19 protein-coding genes, 1 pseudogene and 3 other annotated features (1 of these 23 cut by a window edge) are annotated in these 26,966 nt (G+C 45.5%); of the genes and pseudogenes, 15 read left to right on the top strand and 5 right to left on the bottom strand.

The window, feature by feature from the left end; all coding sequences use genetic code 11:
• The first annotated feature begins 58 nt into the window (after positions 1–58).
• The 4 genes from EV210_RS19590 (at position 59) to EV210_RS19605 (ending at position 5,265) form a co-directional block, all read left to right on the top strand.
• Entirely contained in the window at positions 59–1,366 is a 1,308-nt protein-coding gene (locus EV210_RS19590; protein ID WP_132083054.1) for an amidohydrolase, read from the top strand.
• A 180-nt stretch (positions 1,367–1,546) separates the two neighbouring features.
• Positions 1,547–1,778 (top strand) — a binding site (T-box leader).
• Positions 1,779–1,835: 57 nt separating this feature from the next.
• Entirely contained in the window at positions 1,836–2,972 is a 1,137-nt protein-coding gene (locus tag EV210_RS19595) for a YkvI family membrane protein (RefSeq protein ID WP_132083055.1), read from the top strand.
• A gap of 157 nt (positions 2,973–3,129) precedes the next feature.
• On the top strand, positions 3,130–3,735 hold the full coding sequence (locus EV210_RS19600) for an HAD family hydrolase (protein WP_279388518.1): 606 nt from the start codon (positions 3,130–3,132) through the stop codon (positions 3,733–3,735).
• A gap of 291 nt (positions 3,736–4,026) precedes the next feature.
• On the top strand, positions 4,027–5,265 hold the full coding sequence (locus tag EV210_RS19605) for a purple acid phosphatase family protein (protein ID WP_132083057.1): 1,239 nt from the start codon (positions 4,027–4,029) through the stop codon (positions 5,263–5,265).
• A gap of 64 nt (positions 5,266–5,329) precedes the next feature.
• On the opposite strand, the gene EV210_RS19610 is transcribed toward EV210_RS19605, so the two are convergent.
• Both EV210_RS19610 and EV210_RS19615 read right to left on the bottom strand, forming a co-directional pair.
• Complete coding sequence (locus EV210_RS19610; RefSeq protein WP_132083058.1) at positions 5,330–7,363, bottom strand: LTA synthase family protein; 2,034 nt, start codon at positions 7,361–7,363, stop codon at positions 5,330–5,332.
• Between the two features lie 182 nt (positions 7,364–7,545).
• Positions 7,546–8,145: an SAM-dependent methyltransferase gene (locus tag EV210_RS19615; protein WP_132083059.1), complete on the bottom strand. Its 600-nt coding sequence runs from the start codon at positions 8,143–8,145 to the stop codon at positions 7,546–7,548.
• Positions 8,146–8,413: 268 nt separating this feature from the next.
• Here EV210_RS19615 and EV210_RS19620 point away from each other — a divergent pair, with 268 nt between their 5' ends.
• The 10 genes and pseudogenes from EV210_RS19620 (at position 8,414) to EV210_RS23485 (ending at position 22,348) form a co-directional block, all read left to right on the top strand.
• The gene (locus EV210_RS19620) at positions 8,414–9,778 is read left to right on the top strand and encodes an FAD-binding oxidoreductase (RefSeq protein ID WP_132083060.1); all 1,365 of its coding nucleotides are present in this window, start codon (positions 8,414–8,416) and stop codon (positions 9,776–9,778) included.
• A 239-nt stretch (positions 9,779–10,017) separates the two neighbouring features.
• Positions 10,018–10,274 (top strand) — a binding site (T-box leader).
• Between the two features lie 61 nt (positions 10,275–10,335).
• Positions 10,336–11,301, top strand: coding sequence for a bile acid:sodium symporter family protein (locus EV210_RS19625; protein WP_132083061.1), 966 nt, complete (start codon positions 10,336–10,338; stop codon positions 11,299–11,301).
• Positions 11,302–11,431: 130 nt separating this feature from the next.
• Positions 11,432–12,532, top strand: a complete 1,101-nt coding sequence (recA, locus tag EV210_RS19630; RefSeq protein ID WP_132083062.1) for a recombinase RecA — start codon at positions 11,432–11,434, stop codon at positions 12,530–12,532.
• 174 nt (positions 12,533–12,706) lie between these two features.
• Entirely contained in the window at positions 12,707–13,201 is a 495-nt protein-coding gene (locus tag EV210_RS19635; protein WP_132083063.1) for a hypothetical protein, read from the top strand.
• 181 nt (positions 13,202–13,382) lie between these two features.
• The gene (locus EV210_RS19640) at positions 13,383–14,042 is read left to right on the top strand and encodes a helix-turn-helix transcriptional regulator (protein WP_132083064.1); all 660 of its coding nucleotides are present in this window, start codon (positions 13,383–13,385) and stop codon (positions 14,040–14,042) included.
• A gap of 244 nt (positions 14,043–14,286) precedes the next feature.
• Positions 14,287–15,495, top strand: coding sequence for a threonine ammonia-lyase (ilvA, locus tag EV210_RS19645; RefSeq protein ID WP_132083065.1), 1,209 nt, complete (start codon positions 14,287–14,289; stop codon positions 15,493–15,495).
• 18 nt (positions 15,496–15,513) lie between these two features.
• Positions 15,514–16,899, top strand: a pseudogene (locus EV210_RS19650) (amino acid permease).
• A gap of 81 nt (positions 16,900–16,980) precedes the next feature.
• A complete protein-coding gene (nifJ, locus tag EV210_RS19655) occupies positions 16,981–20,496 on the top strand; it encodes a pyruvate:ferredoxin (flavodoxin) oxidoreductase (RefSeq protein ID WP_132083066.1) in 3,516 nt (1,171 codons plus the stop codon).
• A 203-nt stretch (positions 20,497–20,699) separates the two neighbouring features.
• Entirely contained in the window at positions 20,700–21,479 is a 780-nt protein-coding gene (locus tag EV210_RS23480; protein ID WP_207900787.1) for an MCP four helix bundle domain-containing protein, read from the top strand.
• 59 nt (positions 21,480–21,538) lie between these two features.
• Positions 21,539–22,348 carry a methyl-accepting chemotaxis protein gene (locus tag EV210_RS23485; protein WP_424218249.1) on the top strand — a complete coding sequence of 270 codons (810 nt, stop codon included), beginning with the start codon at positions 21,539–21,541 and terminating at the stop codon, positions 22,346–22,348.
• A 71-nt stretch (positions 22,349–22,419) separates the two neighbouring features.
• On the opposite strand, the gene EV210_RS19665 is transcribed toward EV210_RS23485, so the two are convergent.
• Positions 22,420–23,517 (bottom strand): glycosyl hydrolase family 8, encoded by a 1,098-nt coding sequence (locus EV210_RS19665; protein ID WP_132083067.1) that lies wholly within the window; start codon positions 23,515–23,517, stop codon positions 22,420–22,422.
• Positions 23,518–23,606: 89 nt separating this feature from the next.
• Between EV210_RS19665 and EV210_RS19670 the strand changes: the two genes are divergently transcribed.
• On the top strand, positions 23,607–24,713 hold the full coding sequence (locus EV210_RS19670) for a glycosyl hydrolase family 8 (RefSeq protein WP_207900788.1): 1,107 nt from the start codon (positions 23,607–23,609) through the stop codon (positions 24,711–24,713).
• A gap of 22 nt (positions 24,714–24,735) precedes the next feature.
• Here EV210_RS19670 and EV210_RS19675 read toward each other — a convergent pair whose 3' ends face one another.
• Complete coding sequence (locus EV210_RS19675) at positions 24,736–25,953, bottom strand: glycosyltransferase family 2 protein (RefSeq protein WP_132083069.1); 1,218 nt, start codon at positions 25,951–25,953, stop codon at positions 24,736–24,738.
• Positions 25,950–26,762, bottom strand: a complete 813-nt coding sequence (locus EV210_RS19680) for a hypothetical protein (RefSeq protein ID WP_132083070.1) — start codon at positions 26,760–26,762, stop codon at positions 25,950–25,952. Before EV210_RS19680 ends, EV210_RS19675 begins: the two co-directional genes overlap by 4 nt.
• A 170-nt stretch (positions 26,763–26,932) precedes the next feature.
• Positions 26,933–26,966: a binding site (T-box leader), on the top strand (it continues 218 nt past the right edge of the window).

Here is a 26,966-nt window from a genome sequence, read left to right on the forward strand (position 1 = left end):
CGCTGTATAGCTTGCCTTTATTGTGCAACCGTAAACTACTGACGAGGGGAGCTAAACAATGCAGACAGATATTTTGGAATTAGTAAAAGCCAAAAAAGAACAACTGGTCAGTCGCCGGCGCGATATTCATAAACATGCAGAGGCCGCTTGGACTGAATTCCGCACAGCTTCGATTGTGGCTGAAACCTTAACCCGTCTCGGTTATCAGGTATCCGTGGGCGCAGAAGTCATTGAGGCTGAGGTTATGATGGGAGTACCGTCTGAGCAGGAATTGCTCAACCATCAGGAAAGAGCAATAGCGCAAGGTGCTGATCCCCAGTGGGTCGCTAAAATGCAGGGCGGGAAAACCGGTGTGATGGGCGTGCTGCACTTTGCTCAGCCAGGACCGGTTGTTGCATTCCGCTTTGATATGGATGCAAATGACGTACTGGAAGCGACTGCAGACGAGCATCGGCCTTGGCGGGAAGGCTTTGCATCGGTCAATCCAGGAGCGATGCATGCCTGCGGGCATGATGGTCATACTTCGATCGGCTTAACTTTGGCAGAGGTATTAGTAGAAGCAAAACAACAGCTTGCCGGAACGGTAAAGCTGATTTTCCAGCCTGCCGAAGAAGGGGTGCGCGGCGCAAAAGCAATGGTCTCGCGCGGTATTGTAGATGATGTGGATTTTTTTGTTGGCTTGCATTTAGGCATTGGACTGAAGAAAATGGGGACGATGACGTGCAATACAGTGGGTTTTCTGGCGACGACAAAACTTGACGCCGTTTATACCGGTGTGCCTGCTCATGCCGGCGCTGCACCGGAAACAGGGAGCAATGCCTTATTGGCGGCAGCCACGGCGGCCTTGAATTTGCACGCTATTTCCCGCCACAGCCAGGGGGCTTCACGGATCAATGTGGGGGTGTTACAGGCTGGAACCGGACGAAACGTTATACCGGATAAGGCGGTATTAAAACTGGAAACGCGCGGCACAACCAGCGAAATCAATGAATATATGTACAAAAGAGCACTCACCATCTTAGAGGCCGCCGCAGCAATGTATGAGGTTAAGCTTGCTGTAGCGCCCATGGGCGGTGCGGCTAATTGCGAAAATACTCCCGCACTGGTCACGCGGTTGCAGCAGGTTGCGGCAGAAAGTAACTTGTTTGACAGCATATTACCGGAAGGCAACATTGGCGGCAGCGAGGATTGTACTTACTTTATGGAACGGGTACAGCAAAAGGGAGGGCAGGTTGCTTACCTGATGGTTGGCACTAAACTAGCGGCAGGGCATCATGACTCCCGTTTCGATTTTGAAGAAGAAAGCTTAGTTACGGCCACTGCCTTGTTAAGCAAAGCTGCAGTTGAGCTTCTAAGCACAAAGTAATCCTTTTAGTTAGTAACAATAAACGGAGAAGGCCTTCACCAGACCGAGAGCAGTGTTCTCTAGCAGGTGGAGGCTTTATTTTATAATGCTTGACAGTCAGGTAAGTACATGGCATAATGTGATAAAGTTACAAAGTTACACTCGTCCTGCAGGCGCGTAATGATGTGAAAACCGATAATGGTAAAGATGATGAATGGGAACAGGCAGGCTATTCAATGCCCAGAGAGCCGGTGGTTGGTGCGAACCGGTGCAGGTATACTTGCCCACTCACCCGGGAATTCTGTTGCTGAAAGTAAGGGTAATCCTTATATAGGCAATAGCGTATGTCTGCGTTAAAGATACAGCTAATACTTACCAGTATGCTGAATGAGCCTTATGTAGGGTGGTACCGCGAAGTAACGTCGCCCCTATTGACATGAATTGTCAATAGGGGCTTTTTGTATTCATTCACTAGTTTAGGAGGACTATTATGGGAAATCAATCAATAAGTATAGCCTTTGCCATGGCAGCTGTCTGGTTTGCCACGCATAGCGGCGGCGGATTTGCCACCGGTAATCAGGAAGTAAATTATTTTGTGAAATATGGCTGGTATTCGATATTTTTACCAATTGTGGCTATGGCGATTTTGGGCTGGGGGCACAGAAATGCCCTTGTTCTGGCAAAAGATTATCAGACCTATGATTATAAGAGTTTTGGCGATGCTCTTTTTCATCCATATGAAAAATATTTCTCCCTGGTATTTGAGCTTGGCTTTATCATGCTGATTGCTTGCGGCGTGAGTACGTCCATAGCCGGTTCAGGCGCTTTATTAAAAAGCTCTCTGGGAATTCCTTATGGCATCGGTATTGTAACTGTTGGTGCAGTATTGCTGCTGCTGACTATTTTTGGCAGTGATTTGATTATTAAAGTTCTCAATCTCAAAACCTATTTCTTAATTGTTACTTTACTCATTCTCTGTTTCCTTGGTATTAAGACCGGTTCGTTCAACTTCCAGCGTATTGTAGCGACGCAGGAAACCTTTGGCACAAGTTTTTGGGATGCAGTTTGGTATATGATGATTTATATTGGCTTTCAGGCTTTTACCGTTCTGCCGATCATTTCGGTTGCACATAATATTAAAACTACGAAAGAATGCAATCAATTTATGTTTTTCGGAACCTTATTAAATGGACTTTTTCTGGTTGTTGTCTGCATTATGCTTTTGGGTTTTAGTCCCGAGGCGCTTAAGCAGACGCTGCCCGTATATTACGTTACTACCCAGCTTGACGTGCCCTGGCTTAAGATTTTGTACAGTGTAATCTTATTTGTTGCCTTGCTGGGTACAGGTATTTCACTGGTGTTTTCTACTGTTGCCCGTTTTGAGCCTGTGCTTGTTGAAAGAAATATATTGAAAAGCCTCAAAGCGCGCAGGATTGCTATTTCTCTTTTTACTATTGCTTTGTGCACAGGCATATCGGTATTTGGACTAACGAATATTGTGGTGAAAGGCTATGGCTCAGTCGGGTATATTGGCTTATTTTTTGTTTTGCTTCCGGAAATTATTGTTGGTACAATCAAAATCCGCAACAATGCGAAGAAAAAAACCGGCGAGTCCCTTTCCCACTAATCAAAGATTACAGTGAAAGCCTTCCGTCAGATGCCGGAAGGCTTTTTTGCAGGAATTTTGCCGGTATATGCATAACTAATGATCAACCACCAGTCCATAAATTTACGGTTATACTTAACTAGGCGTACAAAGCGAGGTTTTTATTATAGAAAGTATTATCTTCGACGTTGATGGTACCTTATGGGATACAACCGAAGTGGTAGCCCAAGCCTGGAATCAGGCAATTGCGGAAGTGGGCGGTACAACGACAGTGGTAAGTTCCTCCGTGTTAAAAAAAGAATTTGGTAAAACAATGAAGGCGATTGCCGACAGTTTATTTGCTGATGCTGATGATGCAGCGAAAGAACGGCTGATGGAAAAGTGCTGCCTGTATGAACATGCGGCTTTGGAAGAATGCACCCAAAATCTTCTTTTCCCTGATGTTGTTCAAACCATTCGTCAACTGGCAGCTGCGTATCGCATCTTCATTGTCAGCAACTGCCAAGAAGGCTATATTGAGCTGTTTATGAAAAAGTCAGGCCTTGAACCGTATATTGAAGACTGGGAATGCTTTGGCAATACAGGTAAGGGCAAGGGGAACAATATCTTGCAGCTAATGCAGCGGAATGGCATCACCAGTGCTATCTATGTTGGTGATACGCAAGGCGATTATGAGGCAACTCAACAGGCAAAAATCCCATTTATCTTTGCTCAGTATGGTTTTGGACAGGCAGAAGGCTGTGAACGGGCAATCACTTCCCTGAAAGAATTGTTGAATTTGTAGGAAGCGGCGTCTGGTTCTTTTGATTTGACAATGGGCATACTATTCTACGGTGACGGGAGTCTAAGTCAGTATATAACAAGAGTGCGCCCTACAGTTTAAACCTGTAGGGCGTTGTAATCATCACTTTCACCAGATTGGATATTACCTTCCTGCTGCATAGTTATTAGTTATTCAGTAGGTATCTATTAGGAGATAGGCTTATTTAGATAACCGCAAAAGTTGAACCGTTAGCTTCATAATATGACTTGAAACGGTAACGATACTAGAAGCTGGTAGCAGGAGGCAGCGATAATGACAAAAAGGAAAAAATATATATGGGGTATTGTGGTTGCTTGTATTGCGGCCGGTTTGGTTATTTTCTCTATCGCAAAGTCGGCTTATACGGGGTTAGACAGCGACGCAGGGCAAATCATGCAGGTCATAACAGCTGATATGAAGCATGAACGGACAATTTCCTGGAAAACAGCAGCTATGGGAAGTCCGGGCAGCTTGGAAGTCCGGGCCAAACAAGCGAAAGACAGTACAGTAGTTAAAGCAGAGGCGGCAGAGCTGCCTGTTTATAATGGCGGCAAGCCCTATACTCTCTATACGGCGCACGCAAAGAATCTGTTACCGGGAACTGAGTATGAATATCGTGTATCTACCGGTAAGAGGCAATCACCCTGGCAAGAATTTAGAACAGAGCCAGAGACGACAGCATTTAAGACCCTGATTTTTGGAGATTCCCAATCGGTTGATTATAAAGAGTGGGCGAATACAGCCCAGTCTGCCTGGAAAAGAGTTCCTGATGCCGCATTTTTTGTGAATATGGGTGATCTTGTTGATAATGGGCAGGATGATTATCAATGGAATGCCTGGTTTGATGGAGCAGCAAAGCTTTCTATGGCAATTCCCACCGCCCCGGTAATGGGCAATCATGAGGCTTATAATCTCGATTGGAAGATGGCCTTGCCGACTTATTACCTCACCCTGTTTGCCATACCTGGCAACGGACCGTCCGGACTGGAACGATATGCCTATTCCTATGATTATGGGGATGTTCATTTTATTGTACTCAATACGCAATCGGAGGAATTGCGCAGCTGGTATCCTGATTTGTTAAAAAAGCAGCAGAAATGGCTGCAAAAAGATCTAGCCCAGACGCAGAAAAAGTGGAAAGTCGTTCTTATGCACCGGGGGATATGGAAACATCCTTTTAATGGTCCGCTTGATGAGAATGGCAGTGCATTTGCTCCTTTGTTCGATACCTATCATGTGGATCTCGTATTTACCGGGCATGTACACTCTTATGCGCGCACGGCGGCACTAAAAAACGGCAGGCGTGACCCTGCCGGGACCGTCTATATTACGACGGGGCGGAGCGGGGAAAAAACATGGGATAAATCACCGCAAAAACCCATGGATGAAGTCTATTATAATCCGCTTGATATGCCCAACTATCTTGTGCTTGAAGCTTCACAGGCTGCTCTGAAGGTAGCTGCCTTTAAGCAAAATGGCGAGCTGATTGACCAGACCGAAATTAAAAAATAAATCTCGAAGACAGATAAAAATCCCTCCCGCTTGCAGGCTTTATCCTACAAGTGAGAGGGATTTGTTATTGAAGGGCACGAACGGAATCGCCAACGAAGTATTTGGCATATAAATCCTGGACCCAGTGGATAAGAGCCTTTTCAGATGGATTTTGATCTTTACCGTTATACATATCTGTTTTCATGTGGAAATCACTTGACCAGTAATAAATAGTATCGCCTAAAAAGCCAACTGCATAGCTGCCTTCCTCCGGAACATTAATCATATTTCTTCCGGAAAAATCCGAAGGCGCAGGAATACCAAGTATGCCTAACAGTGTAGGAGCAAAGTCAATCTGACTTGCATAAGCAGTGCCGCTGAAATTTTCAAAAGGCTTTAGATTCTTGCTGACAAAAATTAGCGGGAGGGGAGCTAAGGTTAAACTGAGATCGCCTTCGCCCAGACGCTTATAATGAGCATTTTGACTTGGATGAGGATTGTGATCACTTGTAATAACAATCAGCGTTTTATCATCCAATAAGTTCCGGTCCTTAAGATCCTGGAAGAATTTTTGCAAAGTAATATTCTCCCAATAAATTCCTTTCAGATAAACATTATTCGGCTGATCTTTTATGGCCGCCGGAATATCTGCATCAGTCAAGCCACAATAAGGATAGGGCTGATGAGAATCAATGGTTTTGGTTACCATGAAAAATTTCTTATTGCGATTTTGCTCCATAATCCGGACCGTTTCCTCATACATGACGTCATTGTGGAAGCCCCAGCCGCTGCTGCCAATATAGCCTTCTTTTTCGAGATCTTCTTTTGCTCTGTAAGTACTCATTCCAAAACGTTTTTTATAGGCCCGGAATTCATCATTGTAATACTGGCTTGTAGCCTCTAAAAATAAGGTATCGTACCCATTCTTCTCAAGAACGCGGAATAGGGTGCTATTGTTTTCAAAGGCCTGGTCTTCGGTGTAGAGAAGCTGGGAAAGAAAAAGGGAATTGAGTCCCTGAGTCGTCGGCTTATTGGAGGTGTAATAGCGATCGGAATGGGGGTACGCTGCCACTAAACTATCTAAAAATGGCGTTGCCTCTGCCGGAATTAACGGGTTATAGTGATGCAAGTAATCGCGATGCAAAGATTCACCGACAATCATAATAATCTTATCATAGGGAAAAACGTTGGGCACAGCAGCCGGTTTTTCACCAACTTTAATGCCCAGGTCACTTAACAGGAGCGTTTCATGTTCCGAGAAGGCTACGCGATAAAGCTGGCTGGACGCAGCTACCAGCCTTTCGTCATCGCGCAAAAATTCTTGTGCCAGGTTGAGGGCCACCGATTGGGAAAGCAGGCTCCGCGAGGCGTTTCTTGCCCGTTCCAGTTCGGCCTCCTCGTCGTAGCCATTGGTAAGCAGCAGTTTGGGATAGAAGTAGGCTGTAGCAAAATTAATCAAATTCGCTGTGAGACAAATGAGTAAAATAATAGCTGCCGAATTTCCTGCAGGTCCATAATGCCTTTTATTCGGAGTGCGGAATAAAAGAAGGAGTGAAATCAGGCTGATTCCTATACCGAAAAAAATCAGCTTGTCTGTTGTATGAATCACACTAAGAATGGAGTAGTTATTGAGGTTTTCAAACAGCATCTTCTCAATATGGTTTGATGTAACAAGAAAGTAGGCGGTATCACTATAAAAAAATAAAAGGGTAATCAAATAGGCGAGGAAATAAACTGCTTTAGTTGATCGCGTACTCCACTTGGTGTATAGAACGCCTGCAGCCAGGACGAGCAGGCTGTTATTGATTACTCCTGCAAGCAGGGCGATAAGTGTCATTATATTGCATAGTAAATTTAACGAGTGAATAATGACCATTGAAATAGCGGTCCAAAGAGCGGCAATAATCACGATAGGGAAGTAATCTTTGACAACTTGTTTGATACGACTAATATTGTTTTTAACAAGTAAAAAAATACTGACTAACAGCAAATCACGAAAAATAGCATTTGATGCATCAACAATAAAGATATTCATCGGAAATACTGGTTCACGAATAAAGAATCGGAACGAAAGGGACAATTCTACGCAAAAAATCAAAACAAGTCCAATGATTTTCATTCGATGACAGCAAATTGTTTTTGTTATGAAATTGTCTTTAATAGTATTACTTCCCTTCTGCAGCATACCTTTACGATGCTGTACGCAAACATTACACAACATAATTCACGATAATTCTACATATTCCTTCAGTGATAGGAAAAAAATCAAGGATCATGACAAGAGAATTGCTGTTGGATACGTCACTTTAACCTATAAACGGAAAAGCTCTGGCGAGGATCATGATCAGCAGAAACTTTTATGGTATTAAAAAGGGTAAAAGAAGTATTCGTTTCTAAAAAATCTAGATATTCATTGGACGGATAATACAAGATAAGATCGATTGTTCTTTGTTGGTTTTTTACGGAAAGCAAAATAGTGCGGACAACCTTCGTAAATATTTGTAAGGAAAAAGGATTGAAAAAGTAAAATTTATTATCCTTGGGGCTGATTGGATAATCTTCCGCTAAAGCGTTAATGAAAGTAATTTTATTTGCTTTCTTATTCTGCTTTTGAAGATAAGCTCGCTGATTCTGAACTGCCTGCTTATAGAAGAAGGGACTCATTTCTATTCCTGTGACGGTGGAATCAAAAAAATAATTGATGTAAAAATTAAACCTGCCTTTGCCGCAGCCGAAATCTACGATATGATCTTCTGCTGTAAAAGGATATTGTTCAGCTAATGTTTCTAAGACAGAGTAGGAAGTCGGTTCATATCTGTTATAATGCGGTGATTCATTGAATATTTTTTGTTCGCCCGCGGTTTTTATATGTAGCAGTTTTTCATAATATTGTTCATCCATTTAAGCATTCCTTTCTCAAACACATCTACAAATTGCAATAACCACTTATCAGTATATCGGCATTTAGCTGCTTTTTACAAGATAATAAGTTTGCCAATACTGGATGAGTATAGGTGTTAAGTCTGTAGATGCTGAGTGGAGGATTTTGGCATAATCTTTACGGCTGAGAGGAACACGTGAAGACATAATACCATATCATAAGGCGATGGATATTTTTTGCATTAGTTAAAAACAAGGTGCTGAGTAGCAATTAGAAGGAGTGACAATAGTGAAAGGAAAAACGCAGTTAACCGGCCGGGTTATTTTCCGAGGAGAATTAGGATACGAACAGGCGTGCAAAAATTGGAATCCATATGTTGACACGTTTCCTCTCGTTTTTGTCTTTGCGCGATGTACAGAGGATGTAAGTAATGCTGTAAAATGGGCGCAAGAAAATTGCGTACCCATTCGGACTCGCAGTGGACGTCATGCCTTAGACAAAAATCTTTCCGTGGTAAAAGGCGGAATTGTCATTGATGTGAGCAGTATGGATCAGGTGTGGGTGAATGAAGAGGAGGAAGAAGCTGTCGTCCAAACCGGTGTACATGTAGGACCTCTGGTAAAATGGCTGGCGAAACAAGGCTATATGGCCCCTTTTGGCGATAGTCCGACAGTTGGTATCGGCGGAATTACGGCAGGTGGAGGGATCGGACTGCTGCTGCGGTCAATTGGTCTTGTTAGTGATAATCTCGTGGGAGTAGAAATGGTTGACTATGAAGGATGCGTTATCTATGCTGACGAGTCGACGAATTCGGATTTGTTATGGGCAACCCGTGGTGGCGGCGGCGGCAACTTTGGAATTAATACTGCATATAAATTCAAGGTGCATAATGCCCCTGCCAAAGCAACCGTATTCCAGATTATTTGGCCATGGGATCAATTGGAAATCGTTTTTGAAGCATGGCAAGAATGGGCCCCTTTTGTTGATAGCCGATTAGGCACATATATGGAAGCCTTAAGTAAGGTAAATGGATTGCTGCATGCACAAGGGCTATTTCTTGGTTCCAAACAAGAACTGACTTGCTTGTTAGATCCTTTGACCAGTACCGGCTCTCCGACCGTATATATCGAAACACTAGACTATCCGGATGCAGTAGAATATTTAATACCTGACGAACCAATTCCAGGAAGATCTGATCAGAGTACTAAGTTTTCCTCGGCTTGGGCATATGATCTATTGCCATGCGAGGCAGTTAAGATTATGCGCCGCTTTCTGGAAGAGTCCACCGGCACTGAAGCGGGTTTCTTCTTTTTAAACTGGGGAGGAGCAGCAGCCAGGATTTCTCCTGAAGATACGGCATTTTTTTGGCGGGGACCAAAATACTATTTAGAGTGGAACTCCTCTTGGAGTGAAGATTCTGATGCCCGGCGCAACATTGCTATGGTAGAGAGAACCCGTGAGCAGCTGGAGCCTTTTGTTGTGGGCTCCTATGTAAATGTTCCGGATGAGTATATTGAGGACTTCGGATGGGCGTATTATGGAAATAACTTTGCCAGACTTCGCAGAATAAAAGAAAAATATGATCCTGAGAATGTATTTAATCATCCGCAAAGTATTCCCCCGGCAAGCTGGCATTCCGGGAAGCGTGGCTGAAATAGCTGGAAACTTCTCATCTGGATTTTTCCAGTACCGTGACTCACCGGAATTGGATTTGCTGAATGGGATCACGGAAATGGTATCAAAATACAACGGGCCGGATAAGACTAGGAGATCGGCTCCTCTGCCTTGGGCAGTTTAAAATATGAACGCGGACTAAAACTTTACATGTTGACAGTTGGTGATTAATGATGTATATTTGGAATGAATAAATGATTTCTATACAACTATATATTTGAAATGTGATGAGGGAGAACGTTGTATTTTGAACGTTTCAGAGAACCGGTGGTTGGTGCGAACCGGCAACACTAGAGATGCAAGAATCACTCCTGAACAGCAAGGCTGAATCGTAAGAAGTAAGCTGCGCCGGTCTCAGCTCCGTGAGGAGTGCAGTCGTTATTCTGCTAAGGTTGTTAGACCTGATGAGAGATGCAGATGTTTTTTTATCTGTAAAAAGGGTGGTACCGCGAGAAGCTTGCCTCTTGCCCCTTTAAGTCTATTGACTTAAAGGGCAAGAGGTTTTTTGATTTGTAACTTTATTTTTAGGAGGATGAATGATGAAATTCTTAGAGAAACTGGCGCACTTTATTTGCAAGTATATGACGCTGTGGGTGATCCTGATATCAGTTATTGCTTTTTATAATCCCGAACCGTTTAAGCCGATTGGCAAGAATATTTCCTACATGCTGGGGATCATTATGCTGGGTATGGGGCTGACAATGTCGCTTGAGGATTTCCGTCTAATTTTGACCCGGCCCAAAGATGTGTTTTACGGGGTCTTTTTCCGTTATTTAATTATGCCGCTTGTCGGTTTTGGCGTAGCTAAGATACTGGGATTGTCGCCAGCGCTGGCCGCGGGGATGGTATTGCTGGGGGCCTGCCCGAGCGGTACCGGTTCCAATGTTATGACCTATATTGCAAAAGGAGACACGGCCCTGTCAGTCACTGTTTCCAGTGTCAATACAATATTGGCGCCGGTACTCACCACGTATATTTTTTCCTTTCTCGCTGGTGCGATGATTCCAATCGATATCGGCGCACTGCTGCTGGATATTGTTAAAATCGTTTTAGTTCCCGTCAGCATTGGGATCGCCATGCATACTGCGGCACCTAAATTAGTAGAGAAGCTTGTAAAAGTTGTTCCGGCAGTTTCGGTTGTTTTCATCATTACCATCATGTCTTCGGTAGTTGCTTTAAATGCGGCCAGAATGGCAACAATGGCGCTTGTCCTTTGTTTGGCGGTGGCAATTCACAATATTGCCGGCCTGGTATTTGGTTATTACGCTGGTAAAGCGGTTGGCATGTCTGAGAAAAAGTCCCGGGCAGTTACTTTTGAAATTGGCATGGAGAACTCAGGGCTTGCCGTAGCGCTGGCGATGGCTCACCTTGATCCCATGGCGGCACTGCCGGGAGCGGTTATGACGGTTTGGGAATACATGACAGGAAGCCTGCTGGCCAGTTATTGGGGTAACAAGAAACCGGTAGAGGCGCTGCAGGAGGAAGCAAGGGTTTTGGCTTAGGAATAATGAAATAATAAAATAAATACTCGCTATAACTGTTCTTTTTGAGCAGTTTTTCTTTTATCTATTTACAGAACAAATGTTCCGTGATATAGTAAAACCAAACGAATGTTCTGGAGCGGAGGGTATTATGGCAGAGAAAGACTTTGGCTTAAATAAATCAGGTATGACAAAAGAAAAGGCGCTTGAAAATGCACTGAAGCAAGTAAGAAAAGATTACGGTGAAGGTTCCATTATGAAACTGGGCGAGGCAGCCGCCAAAATGAATATTGAAGTGATGCCAACCGGTGCACTGGCACTGGACATTGCTTTGGGAGTTGGTGGTGTACCACGAGGCCGTATTTTAGAAATCTATGGACCGGAATCTTCAGGTAAGACGACTGTTGCCCTGCACATGATTGCAGAGGCTCAAAAGCTGGGCGGCATTGCTGCTTTTATCGATGCCGAGCATGCGCTTGATCCGGTATATGCCAAAGCGCTCGGTGTGAATACGGATGAACTGCTGATATCTCAGCCCGACAACGGCGAGCAGGCTTTGGAAATTGCCGAAGCGCTTGTACGCAGCGGTGCGATTGATATTGTGGTTATTGATTCTGTTGCAGCTCTTGTTCCACGGGCGGAGATTGAAGGGGAAATGGGGGACTCGCATGTGGGGCTGCATGCCCGCCTAATGTCTCAGGCACTAAGAAAGCTGACCGGGATTATCAGCAAATCCAGAACCACTACGATTTTCATTAACCAGATACGGGAAAAGGTAGGCGTAATGTTTGGCAATCCGGAAACGACAACCGGCGGGAGAGCTTTGAAATTCTATGCCAGTATTCGTATTGAGGTTCGCAAAGGAGAAGCCATTAAGTCCGGTAATGATGTGATTGGCAACCGGACAAAAGTAAAAGTCGTCAAGAATAAAATTGCGCCGCCTTTTCGAACGGCTGAATTTGATATTATGTATGGTCGCGGCGTTTCTCGGGAAGGCAGTATTGTGGATATTGGCTCCAGTATGGACATTATTGCAAAAAGTGGAACCTGGTATTCTTATGGCAGCACCCGCATGGGGCAGGGCAAAGAAAACGCCAAAGATTTTCTTAAAGATAACAAACAGGTTGCCGATGAAATTGAAGGCAAAATCCGGGATTTGCTCGTTGCCGGGAAAGCTGCACTGCCAATTGAGGTAGGAGTAGAGGAGCTGGTAGAGGAAGACGAGATTGATTTAGATTCTGAACTAGAATAGATGTAAAACCAGCTAATTATTTACCAATTATTTACGAATAATTTTGTGCAATTTATAAGAATTTCTAAAGAAATTCTAAAAGTTGTACGATATAGTCAATAGAGGTAAATAATTCCGTAAGTCTATCAAATAAATACTTTTGATGGACAAATACATGTCTTGGAGGTTTTTCAAATGAAAAAAAGTTTACTTTTGGCAGGAGCATTCGTTATTTTAAGTGCAGGTTCGAGTTTTGCCGCTCCGCTTAACAATTTGGATAGTGAGCAGACGGCAGTAGGGTTGAGCGGGGATGCATTTTACATTGAACATAAATTAACTGACCGTTTTACATTAGGTTATCAGTCTATTGATCGTGATTATTATGGCGATATGAAGGATTTATATGGTCAGTATGAATTTACCGGTAATCTGAGAGGAATAATCGGTAACCGTGATTTTGACTATCGGGATTCGGCCATGTATCTCGGCTTGGGCTTGCAGGGTTCACTAGCGCCGCAGCTGAATGGTTTTGCTTCGGTGATTACTGGTGATAAGTTCAGCGAAATGCAGGCAGGTGCCAGCTACCGCTTGGCATCCAACCTGGATCTGAATGCCACATACACCAACTTTATGCCTGAACATGGCCGGGATAAGGACGAAGTAGCGATTGGCGCAACTTTGAAGTTTTAATCGGATCATAAAATAGTAAACCTCCGCCTGACAGCGGCTGATATTCAGCCGGCTGTTTCCAGGCGGGGGTTTATTTTTTTTTGTCGTAGTAATAATTTTTTATTACAAAAAAAGGAATTGATCGATAATTATATAATATTACAAAAGTAAAATAAATTCAGACAATATAAGGAGCATATTGATGAAACTACTCGAAACATACATTCCACTAGTTAATTTTATTGCAGATATTATCGGGCCAAACTGCGAAGTGCTGTTGCATGATGTTGTCGATGTGCAGAATTCGGTCATAGCAGTTCGCAACGGTTATATCAGCGGGCGGCAGATTGGCTGTCCCTTAACGGATCTGGGCTTGGAGCTGCTGGAAAAGAAATCGTATATTCACCAAAGTGCAATCGTCAACTATTTAAGCCGTACGGCCAGCGGCGAGAAATTACGGTCATCTACCTATTTTATTAAGAATGAGAATAGTGAACTTATCGGGATGCTGTGTGTAAATATTCTACTGTCACCTGATGGTATGGCGGTTAATAATCTGGCTGACAAGCTGATTAATGCTTTGGTTACCAATCATACGCTTGCTGGTACAGTTGTGGCAGAAGATGAAAAAGTAGTGGAGTCACTGCAGACTTCCATTGAAAACGTAGTTGACTCGGCGATTGAAAAAATCATTGGTGAGTATGATATGCCTGTAGAAAGAATGTCAATCAATGAAAAAATTGCTGTCGTCCAAAAATTGAACGCCAACGGAGTCTTTAAAATAAAGGGAGCCATTACCAAAGTGGCCAGTACGCTGCAAACATCAGAAAGTACGATATATCGCTATCTGTCCGGTAAATAATAGTAAATTTGATTCCATTTTTTTGCTCTGTCATAATAAGAAAAAATTATCATGATAAAGTTTTAGCGGTGAATTTTGGCGAGCTATGTTGACTAGGGTATTTGAGGCAAACCGTGCCTTGAATAGATAGAATTCCTTGTAAAGGAGGAAGCAGTAACCAAAATTGATTATCGAAAACAAATGATCCTCAGACGATGCTGTTGTCGGTGAGGATTGGAGCTACCATCACGAAGGAGATGCTGAAATGAATGTTTCATTAGAAGCAATACAAAAAGCCCGGGAAACACTGGCTGGAGTCGTTTGCCGGACCGAGCTGGCTTACACCAATACGTTAAGCGATATGACGGGCAATCGGATTTATTTGAAGCTGGAAAATCAGCAGCGTACTGGTTCGTTTAAGTTGCGCGGCGCCTATAATAAAATCGCTAACTTAAGCGCAGACGAAAGAAAAATGGGGATTATTGCTTCATCGGCAGGCAACCATGCCCAGGGAACAGCACTTGGCGGTACTCTCTTCGGGATACCGACAACGATTGTTATGCCGAAAAATGCACCCTTGTCTAAAGTAAAAGCCACCCGGGCTTACGGTGCGCAGGTTGTTCTGCATGGCAGCGTCTATGATGAGGCCTATGCAGAGGCGTGCCGTTTGCAAGCGGAGAAACAACTGACTTTTATCCATCCTTTTAATGATCCGATGGTAATTGCCGGGCAGGGAACGATTGCCCTGGAAATTCTCGAAGACTTGCCTGATGTAGAGGCGGTGGTTGTGCCAATTGGCGGCGGGGGGTTAATTGCCGGTATTGCCGCAGCAATTAAGCAGCTTAAGCCCGGCATTAAAGTCATTGGCGTACAAACAAAAAATATGCCGTCCATGGCAGAAGCAGTTGCCAATAAGCGCATTGTAACCTGCAATGGCTGTCCGACAATCGCTGACGGAATTGCGGTGAAAACTCCTGGTGAATTGACCTTTGCACTTGTACAACGCTATGTCGACGATATTGTAACCGTTGACGAAGAAGAAATCGCCAGTACGATTCTGCTGATGATGGAGCGGATCAAGACGATTTCCGAAGGCGCGGGGGCTGCTGCCGTTGCAGCGGTTTTAAACAGGCTGGAGGTATTTGAAAACCGCAAGATTGCAGCAATTGTCAGCGGCGGTAATATTGACGTCAATATGATGTCCCGGATTATCAATAAGGGCTTGGCAAAGTCAGGTCGTAAAGCCGTATTTCATATTGTAATCCCTGATAAGCCTGGTTCGTTATGGCAGCTGCTTAAGCTGACAGCAGATACGGGAGCCAACGTGCTGACGGTTACCCATGACCGGGAAACCGGTGGTGTTGCATTAGGCAATGCTGCCGTCCAACTGGAACTGGAGACGGCTGATCAAGATCATATGCATGCAATTAAAGAGATTATGGAACAACATCAGTATTGCGTAAAAATTGTATAACATCAGGAGGGACAACTTATGGAAGAAAGAGAGCTGACCCGTGGACTCAAGGCCCGCCACATTGAACTCATTGCCTTAGGAGGGACAATTGGTGTCGGGTTGTTTATGGGCTCGGCAAGTACAATTAAGTGGGCAGGCCCTTCCGTGCTGCTTGCCTATGCATTAGCCGGTATGGTCATGTTTTTCGTTATGCGCATCATGGGAGAAATGCTGTATCTTGAACCGGTTACCGGTTCCTTTGCAACCTACGGCCATAAATACATCAGCCCTTGGGCGGGGTATATCACTGCCTGGTGCTATTGGTTTCTCTGGGTTACGGTAGGCATGTCGGAAGTGACGGCGATCGGTATCTATATGAATTACTGGTTTCCTGATCTTGCCCAGTGGATACCTGCCCTGATTGGCGTGGCCATCGTTGCTGCCGCTAATTTGGCTGCCGTCAAATACTACGGCGAATTCGAGTTTTGGTTTGCCCTTATTAAAGTTGCTACAATTATTATCATGCTGGTAGTCGGTTTTGGAATTGTCTTTTTTGGCGTAGGCAATGCAGGCCAGCCCTTGGGAATTGGCAACTTGTATAATCATGGCGGCTTTTTCGCCGGTGGCTGGCAGGGCTTCTTATTCGCACTCTGTCTGGTCACTGCCTCCTATCAAGGGGTTGAACTTGTCGGTATTACCGCCGGTGAGGCCCAAGATCCGCAAAACAGCCTGCGCAAAGCCACTAAAAACATTATCTGGCGCATTCTCATATTTTATATCGGTGCAATTTTTGTTATTGTTACTATCTAGCCCTGGAACCAGATCGGTACAATTGGCAGCCCGTTTGTTTTAACCTTCGCAAAAGTGGGAATTGCCGCTGCCGCCGGTATCATTAATTTCGTTGTCTTAACTGCCGCGATGTCGGGCTGCAACAGCGGTATCTATAGTGCCGGCAGAATGCTGTATACCTTAGCAGCCAATGGACAGGCTCCGGCTTTTCTGAAAAAAGTTTCGCCAAGCGGAGTACCGGCTAACAGCATTAAAGTGACGATAGCCTGCTTACTGCTGGGCGTATTCTTCAATTATATTTACCCCAATTCCAAATTGTTCGTCTATATCTACAGTGCCAGTATTTTGCCCGGTATGGCTCCCTGGTTTGTCCTGTGCATCAGTCAGCTCAAATTCCGGGAAAAATGGGGCAAAGAAATCGAATCCCATCCCTTCAAATCGCCGTTATATCCCATAAGCAATTACTTCTCCATTGTCTTTTTACTATGCGTACTAGTTGGTATGTGGTTTAACGAGGATACCCGGGGTGGATTGATCGCCGGAGCTGTATTCTGCGCTATCATTACTGCCGTTTATTTTGCAGCAGGCATTGGCAAGAGACAGCCTGCACAGCACATCACCGAACAAGACAAATAAGGTTTCATAAAGAAAACTCTCCGGTTACGCTGGTTGTGCGTAGCCGGAGAGTCTTAAATATTGATGGATGGGGAGAATGTTATGAGCAATTCGAAGAGAAAAATGAAGACGATGGACGGTAATACGGCAGCGGCTCACATATCCTATGCCTTTACTGATGTGGCCGCTATTTTTCCAATTACACCGTCGTCCAATATGGCTGAAAGTGTTGATGAATGGGTAGCTCAGGGAAGAAAGAATATTTTCGGCCAAACCGTTAAAGTTGTGGAAATGCAATCCGAAGGGGGGGCAGCCGGGGCTGTTCACGGCTCCCTGCAGGCCGGGGCATTAACCACAACCTATACGGCGTCGCAGGGGCTGTTGTTAATGATCCCCAACATGTATAAAATTGCCGGAGAATTGCTGCCGGGTGTATTTCATGTAAGCTCCCGGGTGGTTGGTGCTAATGCGATCAATATTTTCGGCGATCATTCGGATGTAATGGCTGCCAGGCAAACCGGTTTTGCCATGTTGGCCGAAAGCAGTGTGCAGCAAGTTATGGACTTGGCGGCAGTGGCTCATTTGTCGGCTATTAAGGGAAGAGTTCCTTTCCTGAATTTTTTTGATGGCTTCCGCACTTCCCATGAAGTACAGAAAGTAGAAGTGCTGGAATATGAAGAGCTGACCAAGTTATTAGATTGGGATGCGCTTGCTGCTTTTCGCCGTGATGCGCTAAACCCGGATCATCCTGTCTTACGGGGTACTGTTCAGAACTCAGACATTCACTTCCAGCAGCGGGAGGTATCCAATCGCTTCCACCGTGATTTACCGGAGATTGTAGAAGGCTATATGCAGGAAATCAGCAAGCTTACCGGCCGGGAGTATCACCTTTTTAACTACTATGGAGCTGAAGATGCCGACCGGATGATTATCGCCATGGGGTCAATGTGCGAAGCTATTGAGGAAATGGTCGACTGCCTGAATGCCAAAGGAGAAAAAGTCGGGCTATTGACAGTTCATCTTTACCGGCCCTTCTCAGTTGAACATTTCTTTCGCTATATCCCCCGGACAGTCCAAAAGATCGCGGTATTGGATCGAACAAAGGAAATGGGCGCTTTTGCCGAACCGCTCTATCTGGATGTAAAATCAGTTTTTTATGGCAGGCAGTGGCAGCCGCTGATTGTCGGCGGCAGATGCGGCGTAGGCGGCAAGGACGTACAGCCTGGGCACATTCAGGCAGTATTTGAGAATTTGAAGCAGGACCAGCCGAAAGATCACTTTACAGTTGGTATCGTCGATGATGTCAATTATACCTCGCTGCCCCTGGGGGCAGAGTTTGATACAACTTTGCAAGGCACAAAAGCCTGTAAGTTTTGGGGACTGGGCTCAGATGGAACAGTCGGTGCCAACAAAAATGCCATCAAAATTATTGGTGACCACACTGACCTGTACGCCCAGGGATATTTTGCCTATGACTCCAAAAAGTCGGGCGGTATTACTGTTTCGCATCTGCGCTTTGGCCGTCAGCCGATTAAATCTCCTTATCTAATCCAAAAAGCGGATTTTATTGCCTGCCACAACCAATCCTACGTGGACAAGTATGACGTTTTAGACGGACTGAAACCGGGCGGTGTGTTTCTGCTCAACTGTACCTGGACGGAAGCGGAGCTGGAGCAAAAGCTGCCGGCAGCTATGAAACGGTATATTGCCGACAACGATATCCGCTTCTATACCATTGATGCTGTGAAAATCGCGCAACAGGTCGGTTTGGGCGGACGGATTAATATGATCATGCAGGCGGCCTTCTTTAAGCTGGCCGATATTATTCCTGTTGAAGATGCTGTAGGTTACCTTAAGCAGGCTGTTGAGCATTCGTACGGCAACAAGGGAAAAACAATCGTGGAAATGAACAATGCCGCAATTGACCAGGGTATCGGCGCGATTGTAAAAGTACACGTGCCTGCAGAATGGAAGGCAGCATATGATCAAGCTGCTGCTGCCCGTGATGTACCAGCCTTTATTGAGCAGATTCTGGTGCCGATGAACCGCCAGGAAGGAGACAAACTGCCAGTAAGCGCTTTTATCGGTATGGAAAACGGGACATTCCCGGTCGGTACATCAGCCTTTGAAAAGCGCGGTATTGCCATTGACGTACCGGAATGGAACAAAGACAAGTGCATTCAATGCAATCATTGTGCCTATGTCTGTCCCCATGCTGCCATTAGACCCATCTTGGTGACTGAGGCTGAAGTTCAGGCTGCACCGGCAGGGTTTGTCACCAAGCCTGCTATCGGCGCCAAGGAGTACAATTTCCGTATCGCCGTATCTCCCCTTGATTGCACCGGCTGTGGGAATTGCGCTCAAGTCTGTCCGGCGAAAGAAAAGGCGCTGCTCATGAAACCGTTAGCTGCTCAACAGGCCGAGATTACCTTGTGGGATTATGCAATGTCACTCACGGCAAAGCCCAATCCGCTGAATCCCTTTTCGGTTAAGGGAAGTCAGTTTGAGCAGCCGCTGCTGGAGTTTTCCGGTGCCTGCGCGGGCTGCGGCCAGACACCTTATACTAAGCTCATTACGCAATTATATGGAGACCGGATGATGATTGCGAATGCTACCGGCTGTTCTTCCGTTTATGCGGGCAGTGCGCCGTCGGTGCCGTATACCAGAAATGATCGTGGACATGGTCCGGCCTGGGGAAACTCACTATTTGAGGATAATGCCGAATTTGGCCTGGGAATGCTGCTGGGCAGCAATCAGATTCGGGAAAAGCTGGCGATGGATATTGAAGCTGCCACTAAGCTAAAATATGGTGCAGGGCTTACTGCTGCCTGCGAAGAGTGGCTGGTTAATAAGGAAAGCAGCGAAGGATCGCGGGAAAGGGCGGACAAGCTGATAGCCGCTTTGGAAATGCTCAAAGGCAATGACCCGCTGCTTACTAGTATTTATCAAAACAGAGATTTTCTGGTCAAGCGGTCGCAGTGGATTTTTGGCGGTGACGGCTGGGCCTATGATATTGGCTTTGGCGGACTGGACCATGTTTTAGCGTCAGGCGAGAATGTCAATGTCCTGGTGCTGGACACCGAAGTATATTCCAACACGGGCGGCCAGTCGTCCAAAGCGACACCGGCGGCGGCAATTGCTAAATTTGCTGCCAGCGGCAAATATACCAAGAAAAAAGATCTCGGTATGATTGCAATGAGCTACGGCTATGTCTATGTTGCACAAATTGCCATGGGGGCCGACAAAAATCAGACCTTAAGGGCAATCGCCGACGCGGAAGCATATCCCGGCCCATCCTTGATTATTGCCTATGCACCTTGCATTAACCATGGGATGAAAGCTGGTATGGGCAACAGTCAGCTGGAAGCCAAACGGGCCGTTGATAGCGGCTATTGGGCCCTATACAGATACAATCCCCAGCTTGAAGCAGGCGGGAAGAATCCATTTGTACTGGATTCAAAAGAACCAACAATGGAGTTTAGAGAATTCTTAATGGGCGAAGTCCGTTATTCGGCATTGAAAAAACAGTTCCCGGAAACAGCTGAAACCTTATTTCAGAAAACCGAACAGGATGCGAAAGCAAGGTTAAACACATATAAACGCCTAGCAGCTCAGTAGTTTTCAAAAGGACAGGTGTCGCAAATACTTTTTTGTAAAGTAATGCGGCACCTTATTTTTTGCCCCCTTTTTGTGAAATAGCTTTTCTTGCTTAAGGAATTCTTTAGAAATATTTATAATTAACTTTTATAAACAACAGGAAAAATAGCGAATAATGTCGAAATGAAGGAGGAAAAAATTACAACTTAAAAGGGGATCCAAAAGTGAATTTTTTTAACAATCTCAAAGTAAGTCTTAAGTTAGGTATTTTAATTTTTATTTCCATTATTGCGCTGTCGATTATCGGTTACACCGGTTATCACTATCTGCACAAAGCTAGTGTAGATATGGATGCGCTGTTTGCTGACAATCTGATACCGGTTATGCTGATTAATGAAAACCAGGCTCACATTAATAAGGTCAGTGCAGCTGTGCTGGAATTCATGCTGACAACAGATGAACAGAAAATGAATGAACTACGCACATTAATTGCTGATCGTGCCAAGAATTTTAATGCCAACATTGCGCTAATTGAAAAAACTAATCTAGATGATAAAGAAAAGCAAAAAATAGCAGAACTGAAAGCGGCAATGAAAACATATCGCGACGCCCGCACCGAGGCACTTGAGCTGGCGGGACAGAATAAGAATGCCGAAGCCTATGCTTTGTATTTGGCAAAAGTTGCACCCTTAGAAGTAGCGGCACTAAATAAATGCATGGACCTTTCCCAATATGCAACAGAACGGGCAAACATTATCAATAATGCCAATAAGGCTGCTTTTACAACCTCAACGCAAATTACGGTAGGTATATTGCTGACTTGTGTTGTGCTGCTGGCTGCAGTCGGATTATTCATTACCCGGGCAATTACGAGTGCCCTGCAGATTATGATCGGTTTCTGCGATGAGCTGTCTGACGGGGATTTCCGGGAAAAACAGCAAAAACTAATCCGAAAAGATGAGTTTGGTCAGCTGTCTGATTCGTTAATTCACATGAAGAACTGACAGCCAGTGCCGATCAATCGGCACAAGCGGCCAGTCAGGTTGCCGGCTCGATTACGGAAGTGGCCCGAGGAGCCGAACAGCAGCTGCGGGCAGCTGATGACACTTCGATTGTGGTCCAGCAGATGTCGGAGACCATTCAGCAGATTGTCACCAATGCCAATGAGCTAGCCCTCCAAACCTCTCAGGCTGCAGATAAAGCCAATGAAGGCACTCAATCCGTTAATAAAGCAGTTAATCAGATGGCCAGCATTGAGCAGACTGTTACCGCTTCGGCGCAGGTAGTCGTTCAACTAGGAGAGCGGTCGAAAGAAATCGGGCAAATTGTTGACACCATTTCCGGCATTGCCGGTCAAACGAACCTGCTGGCTTTAAATGCCGCCATTGAGGCAGCACGGGCCGGTGAACAGGGACGGGGTTTTGCCGTAGTAGCCGAAGAAGTGCGCAAACTGGCCGAACAGTCCCAGAACGCGGCCAAGCAAATCGCCACCTTAATCAGCGAGATTCAGGGAGAAACGGAGAAAGCCGTTGCTGCCATGAATAATGGGACACGGGAGGTAAAACTCGGTGCCGAAGTTGTCAATGCTACCGGGGTTACCTTTGAGGAAATCGTAGCCATGATTCTCGAGGGGTCTAATCAAACCAAAGAGATTTCTGTGGCAATCGAGCATATTGCGACAGGCAGTGGCCAAATCGTGAATTCCGTGAATGCAATCAATAATTTGAGCAGGACCGCTTCGGCTGAATCGCAGACCGTGTCAGCCGCAACTGAAGAGCAGGCTGCTTCGATGGAAGAAGTTGCTTCAGCAAGCCAATCCTTATCTCAGCTAGCTGTTACCCTGCAGAATGACGTTAGTAAATTCCGGATTTAAATAAATCTCATTACCTTACAAGAAAAAGCACTGTTTTGCCGGTAGCCGGCAAAGCAGTGCTTTTGTACGTATTACAGGAGATTTTTTTGCTGTAAGGTAGTTTCGGCAATTAATGGCAGTAAATTATCAAAAATGTGGGTATCCTTTCCTGCCATGTAGCCACCACGGTTTTCTCCATCGGCAGCGCGAAAGCAAATCATACGGCGGTAAATATCCAATGCAAACCCCGTATCACCCTGTTGGGCAGCATAAAGAATAATCACAGCATACAGGGCCGGCGACTCATAAGGAGAAGCTGCTGTATGGCTGCTTCTGTCATAGTCGGTCATGACTTTTCCGCTGCGATAGAACTCTCCTTTAATAAATTCCATTAGGCCGTTTGCCGATAACCCCAGTGACTGCCTGTTAAGGGCAATCAGCATTTGATCAAGCAGGTTTACCTTCTCGGGGAAGTGAAATTCACCGGTTATCGTATCAAATGTTTTCGGATAAAAAATGGAACCACCCGGCAGGGAACGAAGCAATTCAAGACTGCGATTGGCGGCAACAGGATAAAAATAGGTCAAAGAAGCGGCCTTTTGTATTGGCGGCGGATAAAGGTAAGTTAAGGTCAGCGTAGTGGAAGCGGCCTCTGAGCGGGAATCATAGAAATCTACCAATAAGCCTTGCTGCAGGAGGTGCTCATCGACAGCGAGGCTGATTGCTTTGGCTGTATCCTGCCAGTTAGGATTTGGCCAAAGCTCGTTGGCTTTGAATAAAGCATCCATGATCCTCAGGTCATCAACCAAAGCATTAGCGGTAACCGTTGTTTGTCCTGCTGACGGAACCTGCCAGGCTATCAGCTTGTTGGGCAGGAGGTAATGGCTGACGAGCGAGTCATAGCATTGCTGAAATAAAACAGCATCATTTTTCAAAAGTGCATATTGCATCCAAAAGCCCAGTGATTCAGATAAAGAATCACGGCCTGCCACAATATCCTGATTCGCATTGCCGGCTTCTGCGGGCAGCAGATAAGTAGCCAGTGTGCCATTTGGATTGGTCAGTTTGTTTTTAATAAAAGCTTCTGTGTCGGCGGCAGTATTTTTTGCCGGCATTGCAAATAATAAGCTGGTGGGAAATATAATAGTACAAAGCAGGATGCAGATAATAAAGGAGTATCTGAATGTCATAAAATGCCCTCGTAACGAAGTAAATTTGTAATGCTATCGTATCATAAAATGTAGCAGAAGCGAGCTGTTAAATTATGAGAACAAAAAGTATGTCCATTTTGACCATAGTTCTGTTGCTTGTCGTTGGAAGTGGCGCATATCTGTATTTTTACCAGCCCCGTTACTTGGAAACAGAATCATTTATAAAAAAGCATATGCTTAATCCGAATGGGACGCTGGCAACCTATCTTAGCGATACGCCGGCTATTTCGCCGGATCTTGCCCATGGCAGAGAAGCGTTGTCAGAGTCGCTGGGCTTATGGCTGGAATATGCTGTTGAGAACAAAGACAAAGCCTTGTTTCAACAAAACTATGCCATTTTGCGGCAGTACTTTTTCGCGCCTGAAGGGTTCGTGTACTGGAAAATCTCGCCTGACGGAAAATCAGATGTAACGACCAACGCACTTGTTGATGATTTGCGGCTGGTTGATGCCTTATTAGCGGCTCATCAGCTTTGGGGGCAGGAAGAATGGGCTCAGACTGCCGGTGCCATTGGAAATGCAGTTTCGCTTTACCTGGTTAAAAGTAACACCTTCGTTGATTTCTATGACCGCAAATACAATAAGTCGGCTGATGTCCTTACGCTATCCTATCTTGATCCGCGGCCGCTGAAAAAGCTGGGACAGTGGAAGCCTGCCGAGCAGCCGCTGTATGACCGGGCAATTGGTGCTATTCAAGCTATCCCGAATGATGGGACCTTTTTTCCGAAATCCTATCACTTGCCTACCGGACAATATGCTTATGACCCGGTAGTTAATCTGATTGATCAGCTGCTAATCGCTTTACATCGAGCGTCTCAAGGGATTCCATCTCCGGAGTTGACAGCCTTTTTGAAAAATGAATTTCAAATACGTGGGCTGATCTATGGGGGTTATGACAGGATGTCGCACGAGGCGCCCGTGAAGTTTGAGTCTCCGTCGGTTTATGCATTGGCTATTTTATATTCTTTGGAACGAAATGATACGGAGTGGGCACTTGCTCTTTATAAGCGGATGCTGCAACTTCAGCACCGAAGCGGTGAGTATCAGGGGGGTTATGTATCGGATAATCAGACGCACATCTTTGATAATGTATTTCCTCTGCTCGCGGAAGTTAGGTTGTACAAGACGAAAATGCTGCCAGTGATGTATATCTGGATGACGGAAGAAAAAAGATAAAACTAAGCAGGCAAGCGCCTGCTTAGAAACGGTCAGTCTTATCCCACACCGGGCCGGAACTGGAGCCGTGCTGTCTCCGTAAATAACTGTATGTGCCGCGGATCAGCAGGACGAGAAAGAGTTGGGCGTAGGTGCAGTACATGATAATTGCAACGAAAATGTTGGCCGGTGACAGGCGGTTATCAACCGTCTGGGCACTAATGAGCTGCAAGAGATAGACGGCGTAAGAATAGAACCAGAGCAGCAGCAGGGGAGCGGTATAGTGCTCATGAATGGTGCCGGTCAGTCCGAGAATCAGCCAGACATCGGAAGCCAGCAGGAGACCCGCAAAGCCTACATAAACGATAAATTGCTGCAAGATGTGGACAAGTACCCGGCCGCGCAGCCAGCTGCGCTCATGAAGGGCTTTTGCCAGAATATAAATATTGCCTTGGCTCCAGCGGGTTCGCTGGCGCAGCCAAACGGCAAATGTCTCTGGCTCCTGTTCCCAGGTAACCGCTTCCGGGACAATAGGCAGCAGGCCGCCTGCTGCGGTAAGTGTCAGCGTCAGGTCGGCATCTTCTGCCAGGGCATGGGGATCATAGCCGCCTACTTGTTCAATTGCCGCGCGTGATACCAGCATATTGGTACCTGTAAGGGAACCTGTTCGGAACAATTTCCAGCGCCCGGCCTGCATCAGGAGCTGAAAAACCTGAAACTCCAGTGAGATCATGCGGGTTAGGATATTGCGTTCTTCATTAATGGTTTTTACGTAGCCAACGGCACCTACTGCCTGGGGAGTAGTGACGGCTGTTTCCACAAGTAAGCGCAAGGCAGCCGGTTCCGGCTGGTTGTCGGCATCGTACACGGCAAAATACTCGGACTCAGAGATCGACAAGCCGTAGTTTAATACCCGTGATTTTCCTTTGGGCGTTCCTGGAGGCACCAGAAGGTGCCGAATTCTGGGAAATAAGTCGGCATAGAACTGAGCAATTTCTCCGGAATTATCCTGGGAGTTATCATTTAAAACAAAGACTGTCAGTTTGCCGGGATATTCTAACTTGAGCATGGCATCCAGTGTTGAAGCGAGGACAATCCCTTCGTTATAGGCAGGGATAAAAATGCTGACACTGGGATAATCGGGCAGTGCGGAGCTGGTGCGTTTTTCGATCCGGTACAAAATTCCTGCTACGGTTAAGATCGAATAATACCCTAATAATAGCCAAAAAAAGAGACAAACGGTCAGAAAAAACAGGCTCATAAGCGAAGACCCCGGCGATTTGGCTGGACCGGCAGCAGAGGTGAGCCAATGATGGTGAATTTCGCGAATTCCCAGTTGGCAGGAAGCTGTTCGATCTTCACATCGTACAGTTCAGCCGGGACTGGCGCTGCTGCGTGCAGCTTTTCTTTGAAACGGGCTATAACAAGGGCGCAGCCTTCGCGAGTAGTATTTTGCAACAACAGCAGGATTTCGGTGGGAGAGCGCTTGCCGGCAAGGTCATATTGCTTGCGTATGGCTTCAAGGGCTGCGCGGCTGAAGTGCTCATGCAGGCTTTTAAGTGCAAATTCCTTACCATTGGGACAAATTGTAATTGTAACTAAAAATCCCTCTTCTTGACGACGCTTCATCGCCATGTGAATATCCTGGGCGCGGTATAAAAATTCATTTAACGTTAATATGCCGGTGGCTTCTTCATATTTGTTAAACTGCTGTAAAGCTTTCTCCATTGTTTCTTTATCTCGGGCCAGCGTTTTACAGAAGAGAACGGTCAGCCAGAACAAACCGGTAGTGAGCATGAATAAGAGTAGCTTGACAATTGTCATAGTCTGCAGGGCTTTGTCCCACTGGTCGTAAAATGCCGATCCCGTATAAAAAAAGCCGATAGCTAGAAACTCAGCGACCATAACAGCAAAGCCGGCAATCGGCCGCAGCCACAATACCAGCAAATACGTGAAGATCTGCAGCAAACCGGCGGCGGTTAGCTCATGAGGCAGCAGAACCCAGGCTTGTGCGATATTAGCCACGGCAAATAAATAAAACCCAGCGAACAAAGAAGAATTCCGACGCAATTGCAGTCCACCTCTCACCTACGGCGATTATACGCGTATACAGTGTATTTTGGCTTATTTCCGGAGTTTCATTCAATTGCTGGAGGGCGCCTTACTGTCGATAGTAAAAACTTGGTTCTGAATATTGACATTTCTTTGCAGCCGTGTAATAATTTGTGTAACATCATATGCGAAAAACGATAAAAAGGATAAGTAACTGTAAAC

This window comes from Anaerospora hongkongensis, assembly GCF_004339805.1.
Classification (GTDB): Bacteria; Bacillota; Negativicutes; order Sporomusales; family DSM-15969; genus Anaerospora; species Anaerospora hongkongensis.